Source organism: Prolixibacter bellariivorans ATCC BAA-1284 (assembly GCF_000621705.1).
Classification (GTDB): domain Bacteria; phylum Bacteroidota; class Bacteroidia; order Bacteroidales; family Prolixibacteraceae; genus Prolixibacter; species Prolixibacter bellariivorans.
Genome location: NZ_JHXO01000001.1, coordinates 544011 through 564340 on the forward strand (window position 1 = coordinate 544011; position 20330 = coordinate 564340).

The following is a 20330-nucleotide window of genomic DNA, read 5'->3' on the forward strand; positions in this document are numbered from 1 at the left end:
CTTAAATCGCAGAGCTGAATGAAAGTATTAATGTTCGGATGGGAATTCCCTCCCCATATCAGTGGCGGACTCGGAACAGCCAGTTATGGACTCACCAAAGGATTGGCCCATTATGATGATGTGAATGTTCTTTTTGTTGTACCCAAAGCGTACGGGGACGAGGATCGTTCGGCTGTGGATGGAATTATCGGTGCCGGAGACGTGCCCATTACCCGTAAGCAAGTTAGTTTTGAAGATCTGCAGAAAAAAGTTGAATATTTTGAAGTCGACTCTTCGTTAATTCCCTATGTCGGGGAGGAGGAATTTTACCGACTTACGCAACAGAAAGTTAATTCACGCTCTCGTTTTATCCAAACCGATTCACAAGGACGTTTGCCTTTTACAGGAAAATACGGCAGCGATTTATTACAGGAAATTGCCCGTTATGCTGTCGTGGCCGATGTGATTGCACAGGAGAATGAATTTGACCTGATTCACGCGCACGACTGGTTGGCCTATCCGGCCGGAATTGCAGCGAAGAAGGCCAGCGGTAAGCCTTTGGTAATACACGTACATGCCACCGATTTCGACCGCTCAGGTGGTAGTGTCAATCCCAATGTGTACGCTATCGAGCGTGAAGGAATGGAGGTGGCAGACAAGGTAATTACCGTAAGTAATCTTACCCGGAATATCGTAATTGAAAAATATGGAATCGACCCAGCCAAAGTAGTGACCGTTTACAATGCAGTTGAACCGGTCGAACGCACGCCAAGGTTGGGCGTCAACAAGGGAGTCGATGAAAAAATTGTGACGTTTCTTGGGCGTATCACTATGCAAAAGGGACCTGAATATTTTATCGAGGCAGCTCACCAGGTATTGCGGCGAATGGATAATGTTCGGTTTGTGATGGCTGGCAGTGGGGATATGATGAACAAAATGGTGAAGCGTGCAGCACAACTTGGTATAACCGATCGGTTTCATTTTACCGGTTTCCTCAAGGGAGACGATGTATTCGATATGTTCCGCCTTAGCGATGTATATGTGATGCCATCAGTATCCGAACCGTTTGGTATTTCACCGCTCGAAGCGATGATGTCTGATGTTCCGGTAATTATTTCCAAACAATCGGGGGTCGCCGAAATTCTTACACACGCTATCAAGGTCGATTTCTGGGATATCAATGCTATGGCCGATGCCATATATTCAATATTACAATATCCGGCTTTACCCAAAATGTTTAAAAAGCATGGTCGGATTGAAGTGGATCACTTGCAATGGCGCCATTCAGCGGCCCATGTTCGTCAGGTTTATTTATCCGCTTTAGGTCAGTCAAACAACAACAGTAACGCGTAAAAAGTTAGCCATATGAAATCCGTTTGCTTGTATTTTCAGATTCATCAGCCGTTCCGTTACCGGAAATACCGCTTCTTCGACATTGGTAACGACCACTATTATTATGATGATTATGCCAATGAAACCATCCTGAGGAAGGTGGCAAACAATTGTTATTTACCGGCTAACAAAGTGTTGCTGGAACAGCTGAAAAAGCATAAAGGTAAGTTCAAGGTGGCATTGTCCATCTCCGGGATTGCCCTGGAGCAATTCGAACTGTATGCTCCCGAGGTATTGCACTCATTTCAGGAACTGGCCGAAACCGGTTATGTGGAGTTCTTATCCGAAACTTACTCCCACTCACTTGTTTCACTATTCGATGGTGAATCGTTTGAAAAACAGGTGAAGGATCATGACGATAAAATAGAGGCTTACTTTGGTCAGCGTCCTTCCGTTTTCCGGAATACCGAAATGATCTATTCCGATGAAATCGGTGATAGGGTGTACAAAATGGGTTTCAAAGCCATGTTGACGGAGGGAGCGAAACATGTGCTGGGATGGAAGAGTCCCAATTTCCTTTATTGCAATGCCATTAATCCCCGGCTGAAAGTATTGATGCGGAACTACAAACTCAGTGACGATATTTCTTTCCGTTTTTCCAATAAAGCATGGAACGAATATCCACTGACCGCTGAGAAATTCCTCAAATGGATGAGTGAGCTCGATAAAAATGAGGAGATGGTTAATCTTTTTATGGATTATGAAACGTTTGGAGAGCACCAAACCGCGGATTCGGGCATTTTAAATTTCCTGAAAAGCCTTCCGGAGACTATCTTGAAGAATGGTTCTTTTACGTTCGATACTCCGTCGGAAATAATTGAAAAATACCAACCAATTTCAGCCGTACATGTTCCACATCCCATTTCATGGGCTGACGAGGAGCGTGATCTTTCGGCCTGGTTGGGAAACGAATTGCAGGAAGAAGCTTTTGGTAAATTATACGATTTGAAGGAGCGAATGCTGCGTTGTTTCGACCCCGTAATGATTAAAGATTGGAACTACCTGCAAATTAGTGACCATTTTTACTACATGTGTACCAAGTTCTTTTCTGATGGAGAGGTACATAAGTATTTCAATCCTTACGCTAGTCCTTACGAAGCATTCATCAACTATATGAATGTATTGAGTGATTTTAGAATCCGACTTAACGCGCTTGTTCCCGAATCGGATATCGACCGCGAAATTGCCGCGTTAAAAGAGGTGATTGATGAGAAGGACGATCGGCTAAGTAAAGCCGAAGATGAGGTGAAGACTCTGAAAAACAAACTCAAGGAAGCCAAAGGGGCTGTGCTTCCGAAAGTTGAAAAGAAGAAAACAACGGGTAAGACAAAAACGAAAAGTAAATCGGCAAAATAGAAAAACCTGCATCAGACCAGACTCTCTATTCAAACCTATGTTCTTGTAATTTAACGTACAGGTAATTTGTAATGTCTAAATTGCATGCAATTTATCGTGTGAACGTAGTTGACCCATTATTAACCGAACTCTTACAAATGGAGAGTTAAATGAATACCAATCATGGAAAAACAAGGAGTGAGATTTGTAAAATTACCTGATAACGCTGAACCAACCTGGAAAAAAATAATAGTTGAGTCCAATGTCCCGGAATTATTAGAACCGCTGAGGGTGATTTCAAGGAACCTTTGGTGGAGTTGGAATGATGATGCGCGGAAACTTTTCGAGGAAATCGATCCCGAAATCTGGGAACAAACAGCACACAACCCTATACAGTTACTCGAAGAGACAAGTCTTGAGCGGTTCAGTGAACTGGAAGCGGATATGTCTTTTATTCTCCGCATGAAAGAAGTAGAAGCTCGTTTAAGTCAATATCTTAATGAGCGGAAAGAGTTATTAGGGCCGAAAGTGGCATACTTCAGTATGGAGTACGGCCTGCATACCAGCCTGAAGATTTATTCCGGCGGCTTGGGAATTCTGGCAGGTGATTACCTGAAGGAGGCCAGCGACTCAAAAGTGGAAATGGTGGCAGTTGGATTGCTGTACCGATTCGGTTATTTCAAGCAAACAATATCTGCCAACGGTGAGCAGGTGGCTCATTACGAAGCCGAGCATTTTACCCATATCCCGGTACAACCGGTAATGGATGAAAACGGTAACTGGGTGACCATTACCATTGAAATGCCGGGGCGGACAGTTCTGGCGCAGGTGTGGAGTGTCAATGTTGGTTCCGTGAAACTATTCCTGCTCGATACCGATTTGGAAGCGAACCAGGAGCAGGATCGTTTCATTACCCACCATCTGTATGGTGGCGACAACGAGAATCGTTTGAAGCAAGAGATGGTGCTTGGTTTAGGAGGTATCAGGGCACTGGAAAAAATGGGGATATCGGCAGAGATTTATCACATCAACGAAGGTCATGCCGCATTCATTGGTTTGGAGCGGATGTGGAATCTGCAGCAGAAAGCCAATCTTACTTTTGCTGAAGCGAAAGAAGCTATTCGTGCGTCAAACCTCTTTACTACTCATACGCCGGTTCCTGCCGGACACGATGCGTTCCACGACGATTTATTCCGTGCTTACATGGAGAAATTCACCGACCGTTTGGGTATTTCGTGGGATGAATTTGAAATGTTGGGTAAGACCAATCCGCACGAGGACCATTTCAATATGAGTTTTCTGGCCGCTAATCTTTCAGAACGTATTAACGGTGTAAGTCGTTTGCACGGAAGAGTGAGCCAGGAACTATTGGTAGAACTGTATAAAGGGTTTCTTCCGGAAGAGTTGGAAAATGTTGGTTATGTGACTAATGGAGTGCACTATCCGACCTGGGCAGCCCCAGAGTGGAGGAAAATTCATGAGAAATTCCTGAAGGAAGAGCTTCCGGAAGATATTCATGATTATGATGAAGCTTCAGAAGCTCGTGCCTGGAAGAACATATACAAGGTAGAAGATGGTGTTATCTGGAATACCAAATCGACGTTGCGTGCCCGGTTGATTGAATACATCAAGGAGCGGTTTACCGATACCCACATTCAGCGTAACGAAAATCCAAAGTTTATTGCCGAAGCTCTTTCGAAGCTGAATCCGAACGCCCTGACCATCGGTTTTGCCCGGCGTTTTGCTACGTACAAACGGGCGCATCTTATTTTCCGTAACCTCGATCGGCTGGATAAGATTGTGAATAATCCAGAGCGACCGGTACAATTTATTTTTGCCGGTAAAGCGCACCCGGCCGATAAAGCTGGTCAGGATTTGATCAAGTATATCATGGAGATATCCAAGCGACCGGAGTTTGTTGGGAAGATTTTGTTTATCCAGAATTACGACATGAATCTCGCCAAGATTATGGTGCAGGGCTGTGATGTGTGGATGAACACCCCGACACGTCCGTTGGAAGCTTCCGGTACTTCGGGCGAGAAAGGGGTGATGAACGGTACATTACACTTCTCGGTGCTCGATGGCTGGTGGGTCGAAGGTTATAAAAAGGATGCCGGATGGGCACTTAATGAAGAACGCTCGTTCGACATTCAGGACCTGCAGGACGAATTGGACGCTGAAAGTATTTACAGTACGCTCGAAAACGAAATCATTCCGGCTTATTATTACCGGAACGAAAAAGGTGTGCCGGTCCTTTGGGTCGATTTTATTAAAAATACATTTGCCGAAGTGGCTCCCTATTTCACTACACGCCGGATGATGCGCGATTATTTCGACCGCTTTTATATCAAACAGGCTGAGCGTTCAAAGGGTATTGTTGCGGAAGATTATCGGCATGCACGTGATATGGCACAATGGAAAGCAAAGGTGTCGGGCGTATGGAGCGATATTGAGGTAGTAAACGTGCAACTGGCCGACGGTATTACGAATTCCTATAAAATGGGGCAGGATTATCCGTCGAAGGTTGTCCTTGACTTGAAAGGACTGACACCTGAGGAAGTTGGCGTGGAGATGATTGTCGTTACGTCTGACGAACCTGTAGAGTTTGTACAGAAGCAGGAATTTACGCCGGTGAAAACGGAAAACGGAATGACGCATTATCAGCTGGATCTCAATCTGAAACAGTCGGGAACTTTCAACTATGGTTTGCGGGTTTATCCGAAGAATGAGAATCTGGCGCACCGTCAGGATTTCCGCTACCTGAGATGGATTTAATTTCTATTCGATGATAAATAAAAAGGCCTCCAACATTGTGGAGGCCTTTCTTTTTTTACCGGTTTTTATATCGGCTCAATGCCTTCTTGTTTCAGCAATTCAAGGCTCAGTTGACTGAGTTTATACTTTTGAATTTTTCCGCTGGCCGTCATCGGATATTCATCGACAAAAAAGACATACTTCGGGATTTTGTACCGGGCAATTTGCCCGCGGCAATAATCCCTGACATCTTCTGCCGTTAACGAGACATCCTGTTTCAATTTAATGAAAGCACCGATTTGTTCGCCATATTTCGGACTAGGGACTCCGGCCACTTCTACCGATTGAATTTCGGGCATTCCATACAGGAAATTTTCAATTTCACGAGGATAAATGTTCTCTCCACCCCGTATAATCATGTCCTTTATCCGGCCGGTTACCCGGAAATATCCTTCTTCGTCACGCACGCCCAAATCGCCTGAGTGTAGCCAGCCATCTTTATCGATAGCTTTGGCAGTGGCTTCCGGATTTTTGTAGTAACCTTTCATCACGTTATAACCTTTGCAGCAAAGTTCTCCCTGTTCTCCCGGCTTCAATTCTTCGCCGGATTCGGGATTCACCACTTTTACATCAACAAAGGGAAACGCTTTACCTACCGTTGTCGATCGGATTTCAGGTGGGTCGGCTATCCGGGTAGCTGTCATTCCCGGCGACGATTCCGTCAGGCCATAAACAATGATGATTTCCTTCATGTACATCTTGTCCATAACCTGGTTCATCGTATCGATTGGGCAAGGCGCTCCGGCCATAATACCGGTGCGAAGTGATGACAGATCAAACATGTCGAACATCGGGTGATGGAGTTCAGCGATGAACATGGTCGGTACACCGTAAAGCGCTGTGCAGCGCTCTTTGTGAACCGAAGCCAGCACCATCAGTGGGTCGAAGTCTTCTACCATCACCATGGTGGCTCCGTGCGAAACAATCGCGCATACGGCCAGTACGCAGCCAAAGCAGTGAAAGAGCGGCACGCAGACGCACAACCGGTCGTCCTGCGTGTAATTCATGCACTCGCCGGTGGTATACCCATTGTTCAGGATGTTGTGATGCGAAAGCATAACGCCTTTCGGGAAACCGGTTGTTCCGGAGGTATATTGCATGTTCACCACATCATGCGGAGTAACCAACTTTTTGGTTGAGTTCAGCAGATCGTCATCAAGTTGGCTTCCCAGCAAAATTAACTCTGCTGTATTGTACATTCCCCGGTGCTTCTCGGGACCGATGAAAATAACGTTTTTGAGGAAAGGAAATTTCTCACTTTCCAGGTATCCTCGCTCGCACGACTTCAGTTCCGGCACCAGCTCATTCACCATTTTCACATAGTCGCTGTCGCGGAAACCATTGATGATACAGAGTGTTTGCAAATCGGAGTTCTTCACGAGATACTCCAGTTCGTGCAACTTGTAATTGGTGTTAATGGTCACCAGTACAACACCGATTTTTGCCGTAGCAAACATGAAAGTCATCCAATCGGGAACATTGTTCGCCCAGATGCCCAGCTTGTCGCCCGGTACCAATCCAATGTACAAAAGTCCTTTGGCCAGATTATTGACCCGCTCGTCAAATTCCCGGTAGGTGAAACGCAGGTTCCGATCGGGGTAAACCATGAATTCGTGATCGGGCGTTTCTGTGGCCCAATGCTCCAGTTGGTCGCCTAACGTAATATCAAGTAATTCCATAAAAAGCCGTTTTTAATAGGGTGCATAAACAACGGCAAGAATGGTGGCCGGTTTATCGGCGTTGGTGTGAATGTGATGCTCCACCACCGAGTCGTAATAAATGCTGTCGCCAACTGCCAGTGTGTGGCTTTCTTTCCCGTAAATAACTTCTATTTCTCCTTCGAGAACATATATAAACTCCTCGCCTTCGTGCGACGAAAGCAAATAATCTTTACGCTCCGTTGGTTTGATTTGCACGATCAGCGGTTCCATATGGCGGCCCGATTTATCGCTGGCCAGCGAATAAAAATCGAGATCGACCCGTGCGTCGCTATTTTTGTTCGAGAAGCTGGCACTGGGTTTGCTAACTCCCTTGCGGGATACAACTGGTCCCAGCTGTTCAGAATCGTCGAGGAAAGTTCCCAATCGAACGCCTAATACCCGCGATATTTTGATGAGATGCCCCAGCGAGGGTATGACGGCATCCTCCTCAAGTTTTGTTAAAACCTCTGCTGTAAACTGACACCGGTCGGCCAGTTCTTCCCTTGAAATTTCTTTCAACTGACGAATGTTGCTGATGCGTTCACCAACACTTCTTCCTTTGGTCATATCATTTTGATTTTTGGTTCCGGAAGTAAGCTGAATTAACAGGTTGTGTTCTGTCAGTAGTTAAGACAGCTTAATTCAGCGCGAAAAGTTAAAGGAATTTTGTGGTAGATTGACGTTATTTTTATTGATAAAGAGCTTGAATCTGTTTATTTATATTGATTTTAATCAGGTTGTGTTCAGCCTGTTGAAGCTGCATGGCTTGCTATTCCCAGTTTAAGAGGCGCTTATAAGGTGCCGGTCGTTTATGTTTTGGATATTCAGAATTACCCGTGGTTTTAGTAACTTAAGGTGTGATTTTCCTTTCCTATGAATGACGACCGACTATATCAAATTGGCATTTCCTTGATCCCCCTGGTGGGATGCATTACTGCGCGAAACCTGGTAGCTTATACCGGCGGAAGCCGGGAGGTTTTTCGTACACCGGAAAAAGAGCTGCGGGAAATACCGGGGATTGGTACTGTTTTAGCGCGCAACATTGCTAACAGCAATGTGTTGAAACGGGCCGAAAAAGAATTGGAATTCATCGATAAGCACCAAATCCAACCACTGTTTTATCTCGATAAAGAATATCCCGAACGTTTAAAGGCCTGCAGTGATGCGCCGGTGATGTTGTATGTGAAAGGAAAGCCCGATTTGAATATGGCCAAAATTATCAGTGTGGTCGGTACCCGAAACGCGACGGATTATGGTTACCAAATGGTTGACGAGTTGCTGAGCGAATTAGGTAATCACAATTACCCGGTCATGGTGGTGAGCGGTTTGGCTTACGGTATCGATATCCGGGCACATCGTTCGGCACTGAAGAACGGACTGCCGACCGTTGGTGTATTGGCGCACGGTCTCGACAAGCTTTACCCGCAGCTGCATGCAGGTACTGCGCGCGAAATGATTGCCAGTCAAGGTGGCTTGATTACCGATTTCATTAGCGGATCGGCTATCGACCGGAAACATTTTATTCGCCGCAACCGGATTATTGCCGGACTGGCCGATGCGACCATCGTGGTTGAGTCGGCGCATAAGGGTGGCGCCCTGGTTACCGCCGAAATTGCCAATTCGTATAACCGCGACGTTTTTGCTTTTCCCGGTAGGAAAGGCGATGCGTTTTCCGAAGGATGCAACTTCCTTATCAAATCGAACCGGGCAGCCCTGATTGAGTCAGTAAAAGATTTGGAATACATTATGAATTGGGAGCATGGTAAAAGCAACCCCGATGCTCTTCAGCCCCGTTTGTTTTCCGATTTCACGGAAGACGAAAAAATCGTGATAACCCTTTTGGAAGAAGAAGGTCCGTTGGCAATCGACATGCTTTGCATTAAAAGCGGGTTGCCCATGAATAAAGTTTCCCCGCTATTGCTCAACCTCGAATTTACGGGCCTGGTAAAAGGACTTCCCGGAAAGGTTTTTAAGTTGATTTGAAACCATTTGCCGGTCGTTTGTGCTGGCTACAAATTGTAGTTGCTTCCCGCAAGGTGACAGGAGCAAACTACAAAATGTAGTTACTCCCCGCGTCGTTTTGGCAATGAACTACAAGATGTAGTTGCTTCCCGGGTCGTTTCGGCAATGAACTACAAAATGTAGTTACCTCCCGCTTCCCAAAAAGAATGAGCTACAAAATGTAGCTGCTTCCCGCAACGTGAAACGATGTCGTTGCAAAACGCGACAGCTTCCCGCGTTGTGCGGGGAACAAACCGCGAAATGCGACAATGCTTCTCGTTGTGACGGGAACCGGTCGCAAAGCGCAATCTTGTGGAGTTAACCCGCATGGTAATGTCATCAAATCGTCACTTCTTATCATGCCCAAACAATCTGTTGAGGCAATTCGTTGGGAAAGTGTATTTTTGCAGCAAATGAATACCAGCAGAATGAAAACGTTTCAGGAATTAGGTGTAGGAAAATCGATATTGAAGGCACTGGATGAGATTGGATTTGAAACACCAACTCCAATTCAGGAAAAGGCGATTCCGGCCATTAAATCGGGACAGGATGTATTGGGCATTGCGCAAACAGGAACCGGGAAGACAGCGGCCTATCTGATTCCTCTGTTCATGAAGCTGGTAAAGGCTGAGGGAGACGATCCCCGTGCGATTATTTTGGTTCCCACGCGCGAATTGTCTGTGCAGGTGGGAGAGGATATCGAGGAGTTAACGACTTATTCCAATCTCAGGCATGCGGCTGTTTATGGCGGTGTAGGCTGGACCAAACATGCGGCTTTGGTAGAACCCGGAATCGATATCCTGGTGGCGACACCGGGACGGTTGTGGGACTTGTATAAAGCGGGCGTACTTTCGTTCAAAAAGGTAAAAACGCTGGTGATTGATGAAGCCGACCGGATGCTGGACATGGGATTCATGCAGCAGATAAACCAGCTGTTCGAAGTCATTCCGCCCAAGCGGCAAAACCTGCTTTTTTCGGCAACTTTTTCCGGTAAAGTGGAGAAAATGAGTGATGAATTTCTCGATTTTCCGGTTCGTGTTGAGGTGGCTCCTTCGGCTACACCAGCTGAAAAAGTGGAACAGTATTTTTACAATGTTCCCAATTACCGGAGTAAGTTGAACCTGATTCAATATCTTTTAAAGAATGAAGAGCAGTTTAACCGGGTATTGATTTTTTGCCGGACGAAGGAGAATGCCGAAGGTGTTTATAAAGTCATCAAGCGGAAGGCGGAGGGCGAGGTTCGTATTCTGCATTCCAACAAAGGGCAGATGACACGAATTAATGCGATTAATGCGTTCAAAAACGGAGAAGTGCGTGTGTTGATTTCTACCGATGTGTCGGCACGTGGGCTGGATGTGTCGCGCATCAGCCATGTGATTAATTTCGATTTGCCTCCAAGCGATGAAGATTACGTGCACCGGATTGGACGGACCGCCCGGGCCAGTTATGAAGGTGTTGCTATTTCGCTGGTGAATCCGGCTGAAATATATCATCTCGAACGGATTGAAAAATTAATCCGTATGGAAATTCAGGAAAAAAGCGTACCGGAAGAAGTAGAATTTGTCGAATCGACAAATCGGGAGACGCAGGAACAGGCCCGCGAAATTGATCGGATGAAAAAATTGTCCGACCCAACGTATAATGGTGCTTTTCACGAGAAGAAGAAGCATTTTAAAAAGAACTCTTTCTCATTTAACACGAAGAGTAAGCACTTGCGTGGAAAGAAGAAATCGCGGCGGAAGTAAGTTCCTTTTTTAGTAGAGAAGTTAAGAGAAAAAATGCTCCAGCAGGATTTTAAATCCGATAGCCAGCAATACAATTCCTCCGAGTAGTTCCATTCGTTTCCCAAAGCGGTTACCCACATCTTTTCCTATGCGGATTCCCAGCATCGAGAAAAAGAAGGTGACAGCCCCGATGATAATCGCTCCCCAAATGAGATCGCCCGGTGAGGCTAATGCATAAGAGAAGCCCACAATCATCGCATCGATACTGGTAGCGATGGAAAGGGTTAATATATTTTGCCACGAATAAACATTGGACATTCCTTTGGTACTTTCCTTATCCAAACTTTCGAATATCATTCTTCCGCCCAGGTAAGAAAGAAGTGCAAAGGCGATCCAGTGATCGAAATGCTCTACAAAATATTTGATTTCGGACCCCACAAACCATCCAAGCAAAGGAAGTAATCCCTGAAAGAAAGCTAAGGACAAGGCTATTTTAACTGCATGCTGGAAGGAGATTTTTCGCTCGGCCAGTCCACAACTGATGGAAACAGCAAATGAGTCCATTGAAAGACCAAGAGCGAGAATGGAAACAGTTAATAAATCCATTAAAATGATTTTGGACGAAGATAGAAAAAGAGCCGGAATCGGGCAAAAGCGATAAAAAAGAAAGCCGCCCGGAAAATCCGGACGGCCTGTTCAAAACCAATAAAAAGGTTATTATATATATTGTGTGATGTATTGCTTACATCATTCCGGGCATACCGCCGCCCATTCCGCCTGCAGGCATTGGAGGATTTTCCTCTTTCTCTTCAACAAGAACACACTCGGTGGTGAGGAACATGCCGGCAATCGATGCAGCGTTTTCAAGTGCTACACGAGTTACTTTAGCCGGGTCGATAACGCCTGATTCAAACAGGTTCTGGTATTCACCGATGCGGGCGTTGTAACCGAAGTCATCTTTACCTTCCATTACCTTATTAACGATAACGGCACCTTCCAGTCCTGCGTTAGCTACAATCTGACGCATGGGCTCTTCGATGGCACGTTTTACGATTTCGATACCGGTGGTTTCGTCTTCGTTGTCACCTTCGAGGTTTTCCAGTACACTGATAGCGCGGATGTAGGCAACACCACCTCCAGGTACGATTCCTTCTTCAACTGCTGCACGGGTTGCACTCAGAGCATCGTCAACGCGGTCTTTCTTTTCCTTCATTTCGATTTCGGAAGGAGCACCAACATACAATACAGCAACGCCACCAGACAGTTTAGCCAGACGTTCCTGCAGTTTTTCGCGGTCGTAATCGGAAGTAGTCGATTCGATCTGATTTTTAATCTGAGCTACGCGGGCAGCAATGTTGGAGCTTTCGCCTGAACCGTTAACGATAGTGGTGTTCTCTTTGTCGACGGTAATTTTTTCGGCCTGACCCAACATTTCGAGGGTGGTGTCTTCCAGTTTCATACCTTTTTCATCGGTAATCACGGTTCCACCGGTCAGAATGGCGATGTCTTCCAGCATTTCCTTACGGCGATCGCCGAATCCGGGCGCTTTTACGGCACATACTTTCAGTCCGGCACGCAGACGGTTCACAACCAGAGTAGCCAGTGCTTCACCATCGATATCTTCCGAGATAATCATCAACGGACGACCTGATTGGTGAGTTGCTTCCAGAATCGGAACCAGGTCTTTCATGGTCGAGATTTTTTTGTCGTGGATCAGGATGAACGGATTTTCCAGTTCAGCTGACATTTTCTCGGTGTCGGTAACAAAGTAAGGAGAAATGTAACCACGGTCGAACTGCATACCTTCCACTACTTCAACGTAGGTTTCGGTACCTTTGGCTTCTTCTACCGTGATAACGCCTTCTTTGTGAACTCTTTCCATCGCTTCGGCAATCAGTTTGCCGATTTCGAGATCATTGTTGGCAGAGATGCGGGCAACCTGCTCGATTTTGCTGTAGTCGTCACCTACGGTTTTTGACTGCGCGCTGATGCTTTCAACTACTTTGGCAACTGCTTTGTCGATACCGCGTTTCAAATCCATTGGGTTGGCACCAGCGGTTACGTTTTTCAATCCAACGTTGATGATGGATTGTGCCAGTACGGTAGCTGTGGTTGTTCCATCACCGGCATCGTCACCTGTTTTGGAAGCCACTTCTTTAACGAGCTGTGCGCCCATGTTCGCGTACGGTTCAGCCAATTCAATTTCCTTGGCAACGGTTACACCGTCTTTGGTCACCTGAGGTGCACCAAATTTCTTGTCAATAATAACGTTGCGTCCTTTGGGACCAAGCGTTACCTTCACGGCATCGGCAAGCTGATCGACGCCTTTTTTCAGCAACTCGCGTGCTTCAATTTCAAATTTGATCTCTTTAGCCATGTTATTTTTTCATTTTAATTTTTGTACAATCGGTCTTTTCACTATGCGATGTAAAGAACATCTGACTGAGAAATCAACAGGTAGTTTTCGTTATCAATCTGAAGCTCCGTACCGGAGTATTTACCATAGAATACGGTATCCCCAACTTTCACCTCCATGGGTTCGTCTTTTTTATCACTTCCCACCTTCACAACGGTTCCCGTTTGTGGTTTTTCCTTGGCTGAGTCGGGGATGATAATCCCTCCGGCGGTTTTCTCTACAGCGTCCTGCGGCTGCACTAAAACTTTGCCGGCAAGAATTCTACCTTTCAGTTCTGTCATCTTGCATTGTATTTTTTTGTTAGACAATAGTTATTTCATTGACATCCGCTATTCATCACATTACGTGCCAAAGGTTGTATTTAGCAGTAACGGCTGCTTTTCAGGACAAAAAATCATCCGGATACGAGCGGCTGGAGAAAAGTAATACCCTAATGTGTGTATAGTCAGTAAGATACGGATTTTTTAGATTGTCAGTTAAGGCTGACAAGCTGACATTTTTTGCGGTTGCCGGGTTGGCAATTGGCAGGCACAAAAAAAGCCCACCATATGGTGAGCTTTCTTAATTCTATCAGGGTAATATTATTTACCGTTGTTTTGTTGTGTTGCGCTGTTTGAATCCTGCTGCTGAGGTGCTGCCTGCGGGAATGTAGGCAATTCAGTCGGATCTGCTGCATTTTCAATCTGCTTTTCAATGGCAGAACGTTGTTGTACTCCCTGACGGGGAATAAACGCTGAAGCAGAAATTGACAGAATAAAAAGAGCACCAGCAAGGTACCAGGTGGCTTTTTCGAGGAAATCGGTGGTTTTACGAACGCCCATTACCTGGTTTGATCCTGAGAATGTCGAGGTAAGACCTCCACCTTTTGAGTTCTGTACCAATACGATTAAAATCATAAGGACACAGACTATGAAAATTAATACGGTTATCAGTGTATACATATCCGGTTATCTATTTAGCAGTTTCCTGACTTCTTCAATTTGCCGAGCAAAGTAAACACTTTTTTCGGGATATTTCAAACTTAATTTTTGAAAAGCTTTAATAGCTTTCTCGTAGTATCCCTGCTTTACGTAGATGTGTGCAAGGGTCTCAGTCATAAACTCATCCGTTTCCTCAGCGCTCCGTTCCGAAATATCTTCATGTTGGGCATCACCTTTTTTTGCCGGAGCAATTTTGGGTTTTGTTTCCAGAAATTTGTCAATCAGATTATCTTTTAACCCGCCTTTCTCCGGCTGTTCTTCTTGTGTTGGGTTGTTCTTCTTCGCGTTAAGGTTGATGGATTTACTAAGTTCCGATAATCCCTCAATACTTTTAACTTCTTCGCCAAGTTGATAAAAGGACGGTTCCATTACATCAAAGTCTAATAAATCGAAAGATTTTTGCGGACGCTTCGACGGAATATGATCTTTTTCGGTTGTCGCATCTGTTGTATCTTCTACTGCAGACTCTTTTACCGGAGGTGTATGTGATGATTCATCTGCCAATTCGAAGAAGCCTTCATCCTGTGTGTCTTTATCGGCGATATCCGGCTCAGGTGAAATAGTCATCTGAGGTATCTCCTCCGCAACTTTTTTCCTTGTCTCAGCTTCCTCTCGGGCTTTCGGATGCAACAGGAAATACAACATTGACCGGTCGGTTACGCTGGCGGCTGCTATTTTTAACTGGTTGGTGAAGCGAAAGCTTTTTTCGTTGAGCAAATTACGCGCATAGAGCATATGAGCCGTTTGGAAAAACGGGAATTCATCCAATATTTCCTTCAGTTCGCCCAGCGACTTCTCATTTAACTGAGTTGGGTCGTCAAGGTATCGCATCATTTGCTCTCTGTTCATCGACATAAAAACTCTTTTTACCAGTTTGCTACCGAGCGGTTGAAGATATCATCGACGAGCTGTTCAGTAATGTCGCTCACCGCCTGATCTTCCACATCACTCAGGTTTTTTGTACTATCCCAATCGAAGAAAGCGGAGAAAGTGGAATTAAAATCCTGGTCGTGATCCTTGTTGTTAACAAATTTCACTTTCACCGTTACGGTTAACCGGTTTTGGGAGGCAACGTCGCGGCCATCGTTGCTTTTTTGAATTGATAACGGCCGAATATCGTAGCCGGTAATTTCTCCGCTGAATTCCAGATCTCCCTGATCATTTCTCAGCGTCAGCCCGGTTTCGTTCACAAATTTATCCTTTAAGGCTTCCGTAAAGGTGTTACTTAACGTTGGATTAACCACCCTGGCCCTGTTGGGAAAGTAATCAATATAAACAGTTTTCACATCCGGTGCAATAGAAGCTCCGGTGAATGAATAATTTATACGGCATCCTGTTACCAGTAAAATGGAAACAAACAGCGTTGTTAACAGGAATTTCCCTGAATGCTTTGGCATATTCGTCATTAGCTGATGTTGTATTCTTTAATTTTTCGGTAGAGGGTTCGTTCCGATATGCCTAGCTCGGCAGCGGCCAGCTTCCTTTTCCCGTTATGTTTTTCCAATGCTTTTTGAATCAGTTCAATCTCTTTTTCTTCCAATGATAACGATTCTTCCACAAACTCTTCTGTATCCTCAATCTGATGATGCTCATTGTTTGACGGACCGGCGGGTACCGGTGAACCATAATTATCCGGCTCCGATTTAATAAAATCACCGTCGGCACTTTGGTAGAGTTTTCTAATAATCTGTGCATTGTCCTCGTGCACATGAGGTGTATGACCGTCTTCCAGTAAATCGTGCACGAGTTTTTTTAAATCGGTTACGTCCCGTTTCATTTCGAAAAGGATTTTGTACAAAATCTCTCTTTCCGAATGAAAAGTTTTTTCGTCGACTGACGAATAGATGGCCGGAAGCGAACCTCCACTATCATCGGGGATATAATTCCTTAAATTATTGGCGTCAATCTGCCTCTCCTTTTCGATGATGGAGATTTGTTCGGTGATATTTTTCAACTGCCTTACGTTCCCGGGCCACCGGTAACTGAGTAAAACACGTTGTGCTTCTTCAACCAGCCTTACCGGAGGCATGTGGTAACGTTCGGCAAAGTCGAGTGCAAATTTGCGGAACAGCAACAGGGCATCTTCTCCCCTATCGCGCAGGGAAAGTACATGAATAGGAACCGTATTCAAACGATAGTACAAGTCTTCCCTGAATTTTCCTTCACGGATAGCTGTCGGTAGATCGACATTGGTTGCTGCTACAACGCGAACATCGGTTTTGATGACTTTGGACGATCCGACCCGGATAAACTCACCTGCCTCGAGTACTCTGAGCAGACGAACCTGTGTTGAGAGTGGTAGTTCGCCAATTTCGTCAAGGAAAATCGTTCCACCGTCGGCCACTTCAAAATATCCTTTTCTGTCGGACAAGGCTCCTGTAAATGCGCCTTTCTCGTGACCGAAAAGTTCCGAATCAATGGTGCCTTCCGGTATGGCACCACAGTTTACTGCAATATATTTTCCGTGTTTACGATGCGAATAGTTGTGAATTATCTGCGGGAACGCTTCTTTACCGACACCGCTTTCTCCGGATATCAGAACCGATAAGTCGGTGGGAGCAACTTGTACAGCCACTTCAATGGCACGGTTTAAGCCCGTCGCATTACCAATTATTCCGAAACGTTGTTTTATTTCCTGAATATCCATCTTCCCGTTTTATATTGGATTACAAATTTATAATTAATCCCCAAAATATCGGAACGATAGCGAAGGTTACTTGTTCCATTTGAATAGAGGAAATTTACTTTACCTTAACCTGCGGAAAAACACAAGAGCTAATTTTTATCTTTAACTTCGATTAACTAACAAAATAATTTAGTGTAGGTCGCAAAATGGACAATTTTAATCAGAAGAAAATAATCGGAATTATTCCGTCTCGTTATGCATCAAGCCGGTTTCCCGGAAAACCTCTGGCGGATATCGCAGGAAAATCGATGATTCAACGGGTGTATGAAACAGCTGCTGCTGTTTTCGACAATGTGTGGGTGGCAACCGACGATCAGCGCATTTATGATGCTGTTAGTGCATTTGGCGGAAATGCCGTAATGACTTCGGAAGAGCATCCCAGCGGAACGGATCGCTGTTCGGAAGCTGTAAAGAAGGTAAGCGAGTCAACTGGCGAGACATTTGATGTCGTAGTCAATATTCAGGGCGATGAGCCATTCATTAAACCCAGCCAGCTAACGAAAATTGCGGCTTTGTTTGACGATGAGGATACGCAGATTGGCACGTTGGTTCAGCCCATTACCAAAAGTGAAGATATTTTCAATCCAAATATTCCGAAAGTTGTGCTCGCCGAAAACGGCGATGCCATTTATTTCAGCCGTTCTCCGATTCCTTACGTCCGAAATGTTGAAGAGGAGAAGTGGATGAATCATCATACCTTTTTTGGTCATATCGGACTGTATGCATATCGAACAGAAGTGCTACATGCTTTGACCCAGCTAAAGGAGGGACGGTTGGAGAAAATGGAATCACTGGAACAGCTTCGCTGGTTGGAGCATAGTTATCGTATCCGGACCGATGAAACAAACTACGATAGTTTCGGTATAGACACACCGGAAGATTTGGAAAAAGTAATGACTGAAGGAATTGAAAAATACTTGGTGTAGTTCTTTTCAGTAAAATGAATATAAAATCATCATGATGGAAAAAATCCCGATTGTAGAAAACGATCCGTGGCTGGAGCCTTTTGAGGGAGCGTTTATCGAGTGGAAAAATCTTTCTGAAAAAAAGGAGAAAGAATTAACTGGTGGCAAGTCATTGGCTGAGTTTGCTGAAGGACATCACTACTTCGGGTTATTTCGTGATGAGAAAGGTTGGGTGCTGCGGGAATGGGCACCCAATGCTACCCGCATTTTTCTAACGGGCACATTTAACGACTGGAAAGAGCGGCCCGAATTTGAGTTACATTCAATCGGAAATGGAAACTGGGAACTGAGAATGTCATCGGATGCGTTGCAGCACGGCGATTTGTTCGCTCTTTCGGTTTACTGGGAAGGAGGACAAGGAAAGCGGATTCCAGCCTGGACCAGGAGGGCTGTTCAGGATCCGGATTCGTTGATATTCAATGCGGAAGTTTGGATGCCCGAGCATCCTTACGAATGGAGAAATGAATTTTCCGGATTAACCGAAGCACCGTTGGTTTATGAATCGCATGTGGGAATGGCGGGAGAGGAGCCAAGAATACATACGTATGAAGAATTTCGAACTACGATGCTTCCCCGCATTAAAAAAGCGGGATATAATACCATTCAGTTGATGGCTGTTCCGGAGCATCCGTATTATGGAAGCTTTGGTTACCATGTGTCCGGTTTCTTTGCGCCCTCTTCGCGCTTCGGAACCCCCGATGAACTGAAAGTCTTAATCGACGAAGCTCATGGAATGGGAATGGCGGTTATTATGGATTTGGTTCATTCGCATGCGGTGAAAAATGAGGTGGAAGGTTTGGGGCGCTTTGATGGTACCCGATACCAGTTTTTCCATGAAGGTGGAAGGGGAGAGCATCCTGCCTGGGATTCGTACTGCTTTAATTACGGTAAGCCCGAGGTGCTTCATTTTCTATTTTCGAATATCAAATACTGGTTGGATGAATTCCAGTTCGACGGTTTCCGGTTCGATGGTGTAACCAGCATGCTCTACCTTGATCATGGACTGGAGAAAGCCTTTTCCGGTTACGGCGATTACTTTACTCCCAATTTGGATTATGAGGCAATTGTCTATTTCAAGTTGGCTAACAAGCTTATTCATCAAATTAAACCCAATGCCATCAGTATTGCCGAAGAAGTGAGTGGAATGCCGGGCCTTGCGTCGCCTCAGGAGGCCGGAGGATTTGGCTTTGATTTCCGGATGGCGATGGGGGTCCCCGATTATTGGATTAAAGTTATTAAGGAGCGGAAGGACGAAGATTGGGATGTCGGTCAGATTTTCTACGAACTGACAGCTCACCGCCAGGATGAAAAAGTAGTCGCCTACGCGGAAAGCCACGACCAGGCATTGGTCGGAGATAAAACCATCATCTTCCGATTGATTGACAAGGAGATGTATTTCAGTATGCGTAAGGACCAGCCAAACCTGAAGGTTGAACGCGGAATTGCACTTCACAAAATGATTCGCTTAGCTACGGCTTCGTGTGCCGGTGGCGCGTATCTTAATTTCATGGGAAATGAATTTGGTCATCCTGAATGGATCGATTTTCCCCGCGAGGGAAATGGCTGGTCGTATCAGCATGCCAGAAGAATCTGGAGTATTGCCGAAGATCCGGAATTACGTTATCACTGGTTGCAGGATTTCGACCGGGATATGATTAATATACTGAGGGAAGAACGGTTGCTCGAATTGCCCGACGTGAGATGGATTACAGATAATAAGGCTGATCAGGTACTGGCCTATCAGCGTGGAGATTTGCTTTTTGTCTTCAATTTCAATCCCGACAAATCGTTTGAAGGCTACGGAATACAGATGGAACCATCAAAATTCAAGGTGATCCTCAGCACCGATGCCCATCCGTATGGAGGTCAGAACCGCATCGATCAGGATCTGATTTATTACACCCTGCCGGTTTCGAAATTAAGTTCAAATCATTATCTGCGGCTGTATCTCCCGGCCCGGACAGCTGTTGTGTTAAAAAAGGAATCTTACAAGCGGGTCAGATAGATTGCGTAATGATTTTTAAGGTTATTCAATCAAACAATGTAAAGGAGAACTCTGTTTTTCACGTAAATAAACATTAAAAATATTTTTTATGGCTACAGAAATTAAGACCACCAAAGTTACTTTTATCGAAGATGGACCGATTATGATTGAAGGACCTGTAACCATGGAGGGGCAGTATGGAAACAAAGCTACTGAGATGAAAACAATCTATCTTTGCCGCTGTGGAGGTTCTTCCAATAAGCCATTCTGTGATGGTACGCACAAGAAAATCGATTTCAAAGGTTAGTTTATTTAGTTGATTTATAGAAAAATATTGCTTTCCTACATACTAAA

Annotated in this window: 17 protein-coding genes; 8 read left to right on the forward strand and 9 right to left on the reverse strand. The window is 45.1% G+C overall.

Annotated features, from left to right (window positions below; all coding sequences use genetic code 11):
* Window positions 1-18: 18 nt before the first annotated feature.
* The 3 genes from T426_RS0102355 to glgP all read left to right on the forward strand — a co-directional run bounded on the left by T426_RS0102355 (window position 19) and on the right by glgP (window position 5481).
* On the forward strand, window positions 19-1332 hold the full coding sequence (locus T426_RS0102355) for a glycosyltransferase (RefSeq protein WP_025862929.1): 1314 nt from the start codon (window positions 19-21) through the stop codon (window positions 1330-1332).
* A 12-nt stretch (window positions 1333-1344) separates the two neighbouring features.
* Window positions 1345-2727, forward strand: coding sequence for a glycoside hydrolase family 57 protein (locus tag T426_RS0102360; RefSeq protein WP_027585222.1), 1383 nt, complete (start codon window positions 1345-1347; stop codon window positions 2725-2727).
* Window positions 2728-2889: 162 nt separating this feature from the next.
* A complete protein-coding gene (glgP, locus tag T426_RS22475) occupies window positions 2890-5481 on the forward strand; it encodes an alpha-glucan family phosphorylase (protein ID WP_051538450.1) in 2592 nt (863 codons plus the stop codon).
* Between the two features lie 65 nt (window positions 5482-5546).
* Here the strand turns inward: glgP and T426_RS0102370 are convergent, their stop codons facing one another.
* Complete coding sequence (locus tag T426_RS0102370; protein WP_025862930.1) at window positions 5547-7199, reverse strand: AMP-binding protein; 1653 nt, start codon at window positions 7197-7199, stop codon at window positions 5547-5549.
* Window positions 7200-7211: 12 nt separating this feature from the next.
* Entirely contained in the window at window positions 7212-7787 is a 576-nt protein-coding gene (locus tag T426_RS0102375) for a helix-turn-helix domain-containing protein (protein WP_025862931.1), read from the reverse strand.
* A 306-nt stretch (window positions 7788-8093) separates the two neighbouring features.
* On the opposite strand from T426_RS0102375, the gene dprA reads away from it, so the two are divergent.
* Entirely contained in the window at window positions 8094-9203 is a 1110-nt protein-coding gene (gene dprA, locus T426_RS0102380; protein WP_025862932.1) for a DNA-processing protein DprA, read from the forward strand.
* A 287-nt stretch (window positions 9204-9490) separates the two neighbouring features.
* Entirely contained in the window at window positions 9491-10966 is a 1476-nt protein-coding gene (locus T426_RS22480) for a DEAD/DEAH box helicase (RefSeq protein ID WP_199898430.1), read from the forward strand.
* Between the two features lie 21 nt (window positions 10967-10987).
* Here the strand turns inward: T426_RS22480 and T426_RS0102390 are convergent, their stop codons facing one another.
* The 7 genes from T426_RS0102390 to T426_RS0102420 all read right to left on the reverse strand — a co-directional run bounded on the left by T426_RS0102390 (window position 10988) and on the right by T426_RS0102420 (window position 16988).
* Complete coding sequence (locus T426_RS0102390; RefSeq protein WP_025862934.1) at window positions 10988-11551, reverse strand: manganese efflux pump MntP; 564 nt, start codon at window positions 11549-11551, stop codon at window positions 10988-10990.
* Between the two features lie 136 nt (window positions 11552-11687).
* Complete coding sequence (gene groL / locus T426_RS0102395; protein WP_025862935.1) at window positions 11688-13322, reverse strand: chaperonin GroEL; 1635 nt, start codon at window positions 13320-13322, stop codon at window positions 11688-11690.
* A gap of 41 nt (window positions 13323-13363) precedes the next feature.
* Window positions 13364-13642 (reverse strand): co-chaperone GroES, encoded by a 279-nt coding sequence (locus T426_RS0102400; protein WP_025862936.1) that lies wholly within the window; start codon window positions 13640-13642, stop codon window positions 13364-13366.
* Between the two features lie 300 nt (window positions 13643-13942).
* Entirely contained in the window at window positions 13943-14257 is a 315-nt protein-coding gene (gene secG / locus T426_RS0102405) for a preprotein translocase subunit SecG (protein ID WP_234406355.1), read from the reverse strand.
* Window positions 14258-14308: 51 nt separating this feature from the next.
* Entirely contained in the window at window positions 14309-15196 is an 888-nt protein-coding gene (locus T426_RS0102410) for a hypothetical protein (RefSeq protein ID WP_036984111.1), read from the reverse strand.
* An 11-nt stretch (window positions 15197-15207) separates the two neighbouring features.
* Window positions 15208-15738: an LptE family protein gene (locus T426_RS0102415; RefSeq protein ID WP_025862939.1), complete on the reverse strand. Its 531-nt coding sequence runs from the start codon at window positions 15736-15738 to the stop codon at window positions 15208-15210.
* Between the two features lie 8 nt (window positions 15739-15746).
* Window positions 15747-16988, reverse strand: a complete 1242-nt coding sequence (locus T426_RS0102420) for a sigma-54 interaction domain-containing protein (RefSeq protein ID WP_025862940.1) — start codon at window positions 16986-16988, stop codon at window positions 15747-15749.
* A gap of 185 nt (window positions 16989-17173) precedes the next feature.
* On the opposite strand from T426_RS0102420, the gene kdsB reads away from it, so the two are divergent.
* The 3 genes from kdsB to T426_RS0102435 all read left to right on the forward strand — a co-directional run bounded on the left by kdsB (window position 17174) and on the right by T426_RS0102435 (window position 20283).
* Window positions 17174-17953 carry a 3-deoxy-manno-octulosonate cytidylyltransferase gene (gene kdsB, locus T426_RS0102425; RefSeq protein WP_025862941.1) on the forward strand — a complete coding sequence of 260 codons (780 nt, stop codon included), beginning with the start codon at window positions 17174-17176 and terminating at the stop codon, window positions 17951-17953.
* A 31-nt stretch (window positions 17954-17984) separates the two neighbouring features.
* Window positions 17985-19997, forward strand: coding sequence for an alpha amylase C-terminal domain-containing protein (locus tag T426_RS0102430; RefSeq protein ID WP_234406356.1), 2013 nt, complete (start codon window positions 17985-17987; stop codon window positions 19995-19997).
* Window positions 19998-20085: 88 nt separating this feature from the next.
* A complete protein-coding gene (locus T426_RS0102435; RefSeq protein WP_025862943.1) occupies window positions 20086-20283 on the forward strand; it encodes a CDGSH iron-sulfur domain-containing protein in 198 nt (65 codons plus the stop codon).
* The last annotated feature ends 47 nt before the right edge of the window (window positions 20284-20330 follow it).

Coding starts and splice junctions, on each gene's coding strand:
- T426_RS0102435 (WP_025862943.1), top strand. CDS start 20,086: ATGGCTACAGAAATTAAGACCACCAAAGTTACTTTTATCGAAGATGGA.
- T426_RS0102420 (WP_025862940.1), bottom strand. CDS start 16,988: ATGGATATTCAGGAAATAAAACAACGTTTCGGAATAATTGGTAATGCG.
- T426_RS22480 (WP_199898430.1), top strand. CDS start 9,491: ATGCTTCTCGTTGTGACGGGAACCGGTCGCAAAGCGCAATCTTGTGGA.
- T426_RS0102390 (WP_025862934.1), bottom strand. CDS start 11,551: ATGGATTTATTAACTGTTTCCATTCTCGCTCTTGGTCTTTCAATGGAC.
- kdsB (WP_025862941.1), top strand. CDS start 17,174: ATGGACAATTTTAATCAGAAGAAAATAATCGGAATTATTCCGTCTCGT.
- T426_RS0102410 (WP_036984111.1), bottom strand. CDS start 15,196: ATGTCGATGAACAGAGAGCAAATGATGCGATACCTTGACGACCCAACT.
- glgP (WP_051538450.1), top strand. CDS start 2,890: ATGGAAAAACAAGGAGTGAGATTTGTAAAATTACCTGATAACGCTGAA.
- T426_RS0102400 (WP_025862936.1), bottom strand. CDS start 13,642: ATGACAGAACTGAAAGGTAGAATTCTTGCCGGCAAAGTTTTAGTGCAG.
- groL (WP_025862935.1), bottom strand. CDS start 13,322: ATGGCTAAAGAGATCAAATTTGAAATTGAAGCACGCGAGTTGCTGAAA.
- T426_RS0102360 (WP_027585222.1), top strand. CDS start 1,345: ATGAAATCCGTTTGCTTGTATTTTCAGATTCATCAGCCGTTCCGTTAC.
- T426_RS0102355 (WP_025862929.1), top strand. CDS start 19: ATGAAAGTATTAATGTTCGGATGGGAATTCCCTCCCCATATCAGTGGC.
- secG (WP_234406355.1), bottom strand. CDS start 14,257: ATGATTTTAATCGTATTGGTACAGAACTCAAAAGGTGGAGGTCTTACC.
- T426_RS0102375 (WP_025862931.1), bottom strand. CDS start 7,787: ATGACCAAAGGAAGAAGTGTTGGTGAACGCATCAGCAACATTCGTCAG.
- T426_RS0102370 (WP_025862930.1), bottom strand. CDS start 7,199: ATGGAATTACTTGATATTACGTTAGGCGACCAACTGGAGCATTGGGCC.
- T426_RS0102415 (WP_025862939.1), bottom strand. CDS start 15,738: ATGCCAAAGCATTCAGGGAAATTCCTGTTAACAACGCTGTTTGTTTCC.
- dprA (WP_025862932.1), top strand. CDS start 8,094: ATGAATGACGACCGACTATATCAAATTGGCATTTCCTTGATCCCCCTG.
- T426_RS0102430 (WP_234406356.1), top strand. CDS start 17,985: ATGATGGAAAAAATCCCGATTGTAGAAAACGATCCGTGGCTGGAGCCT.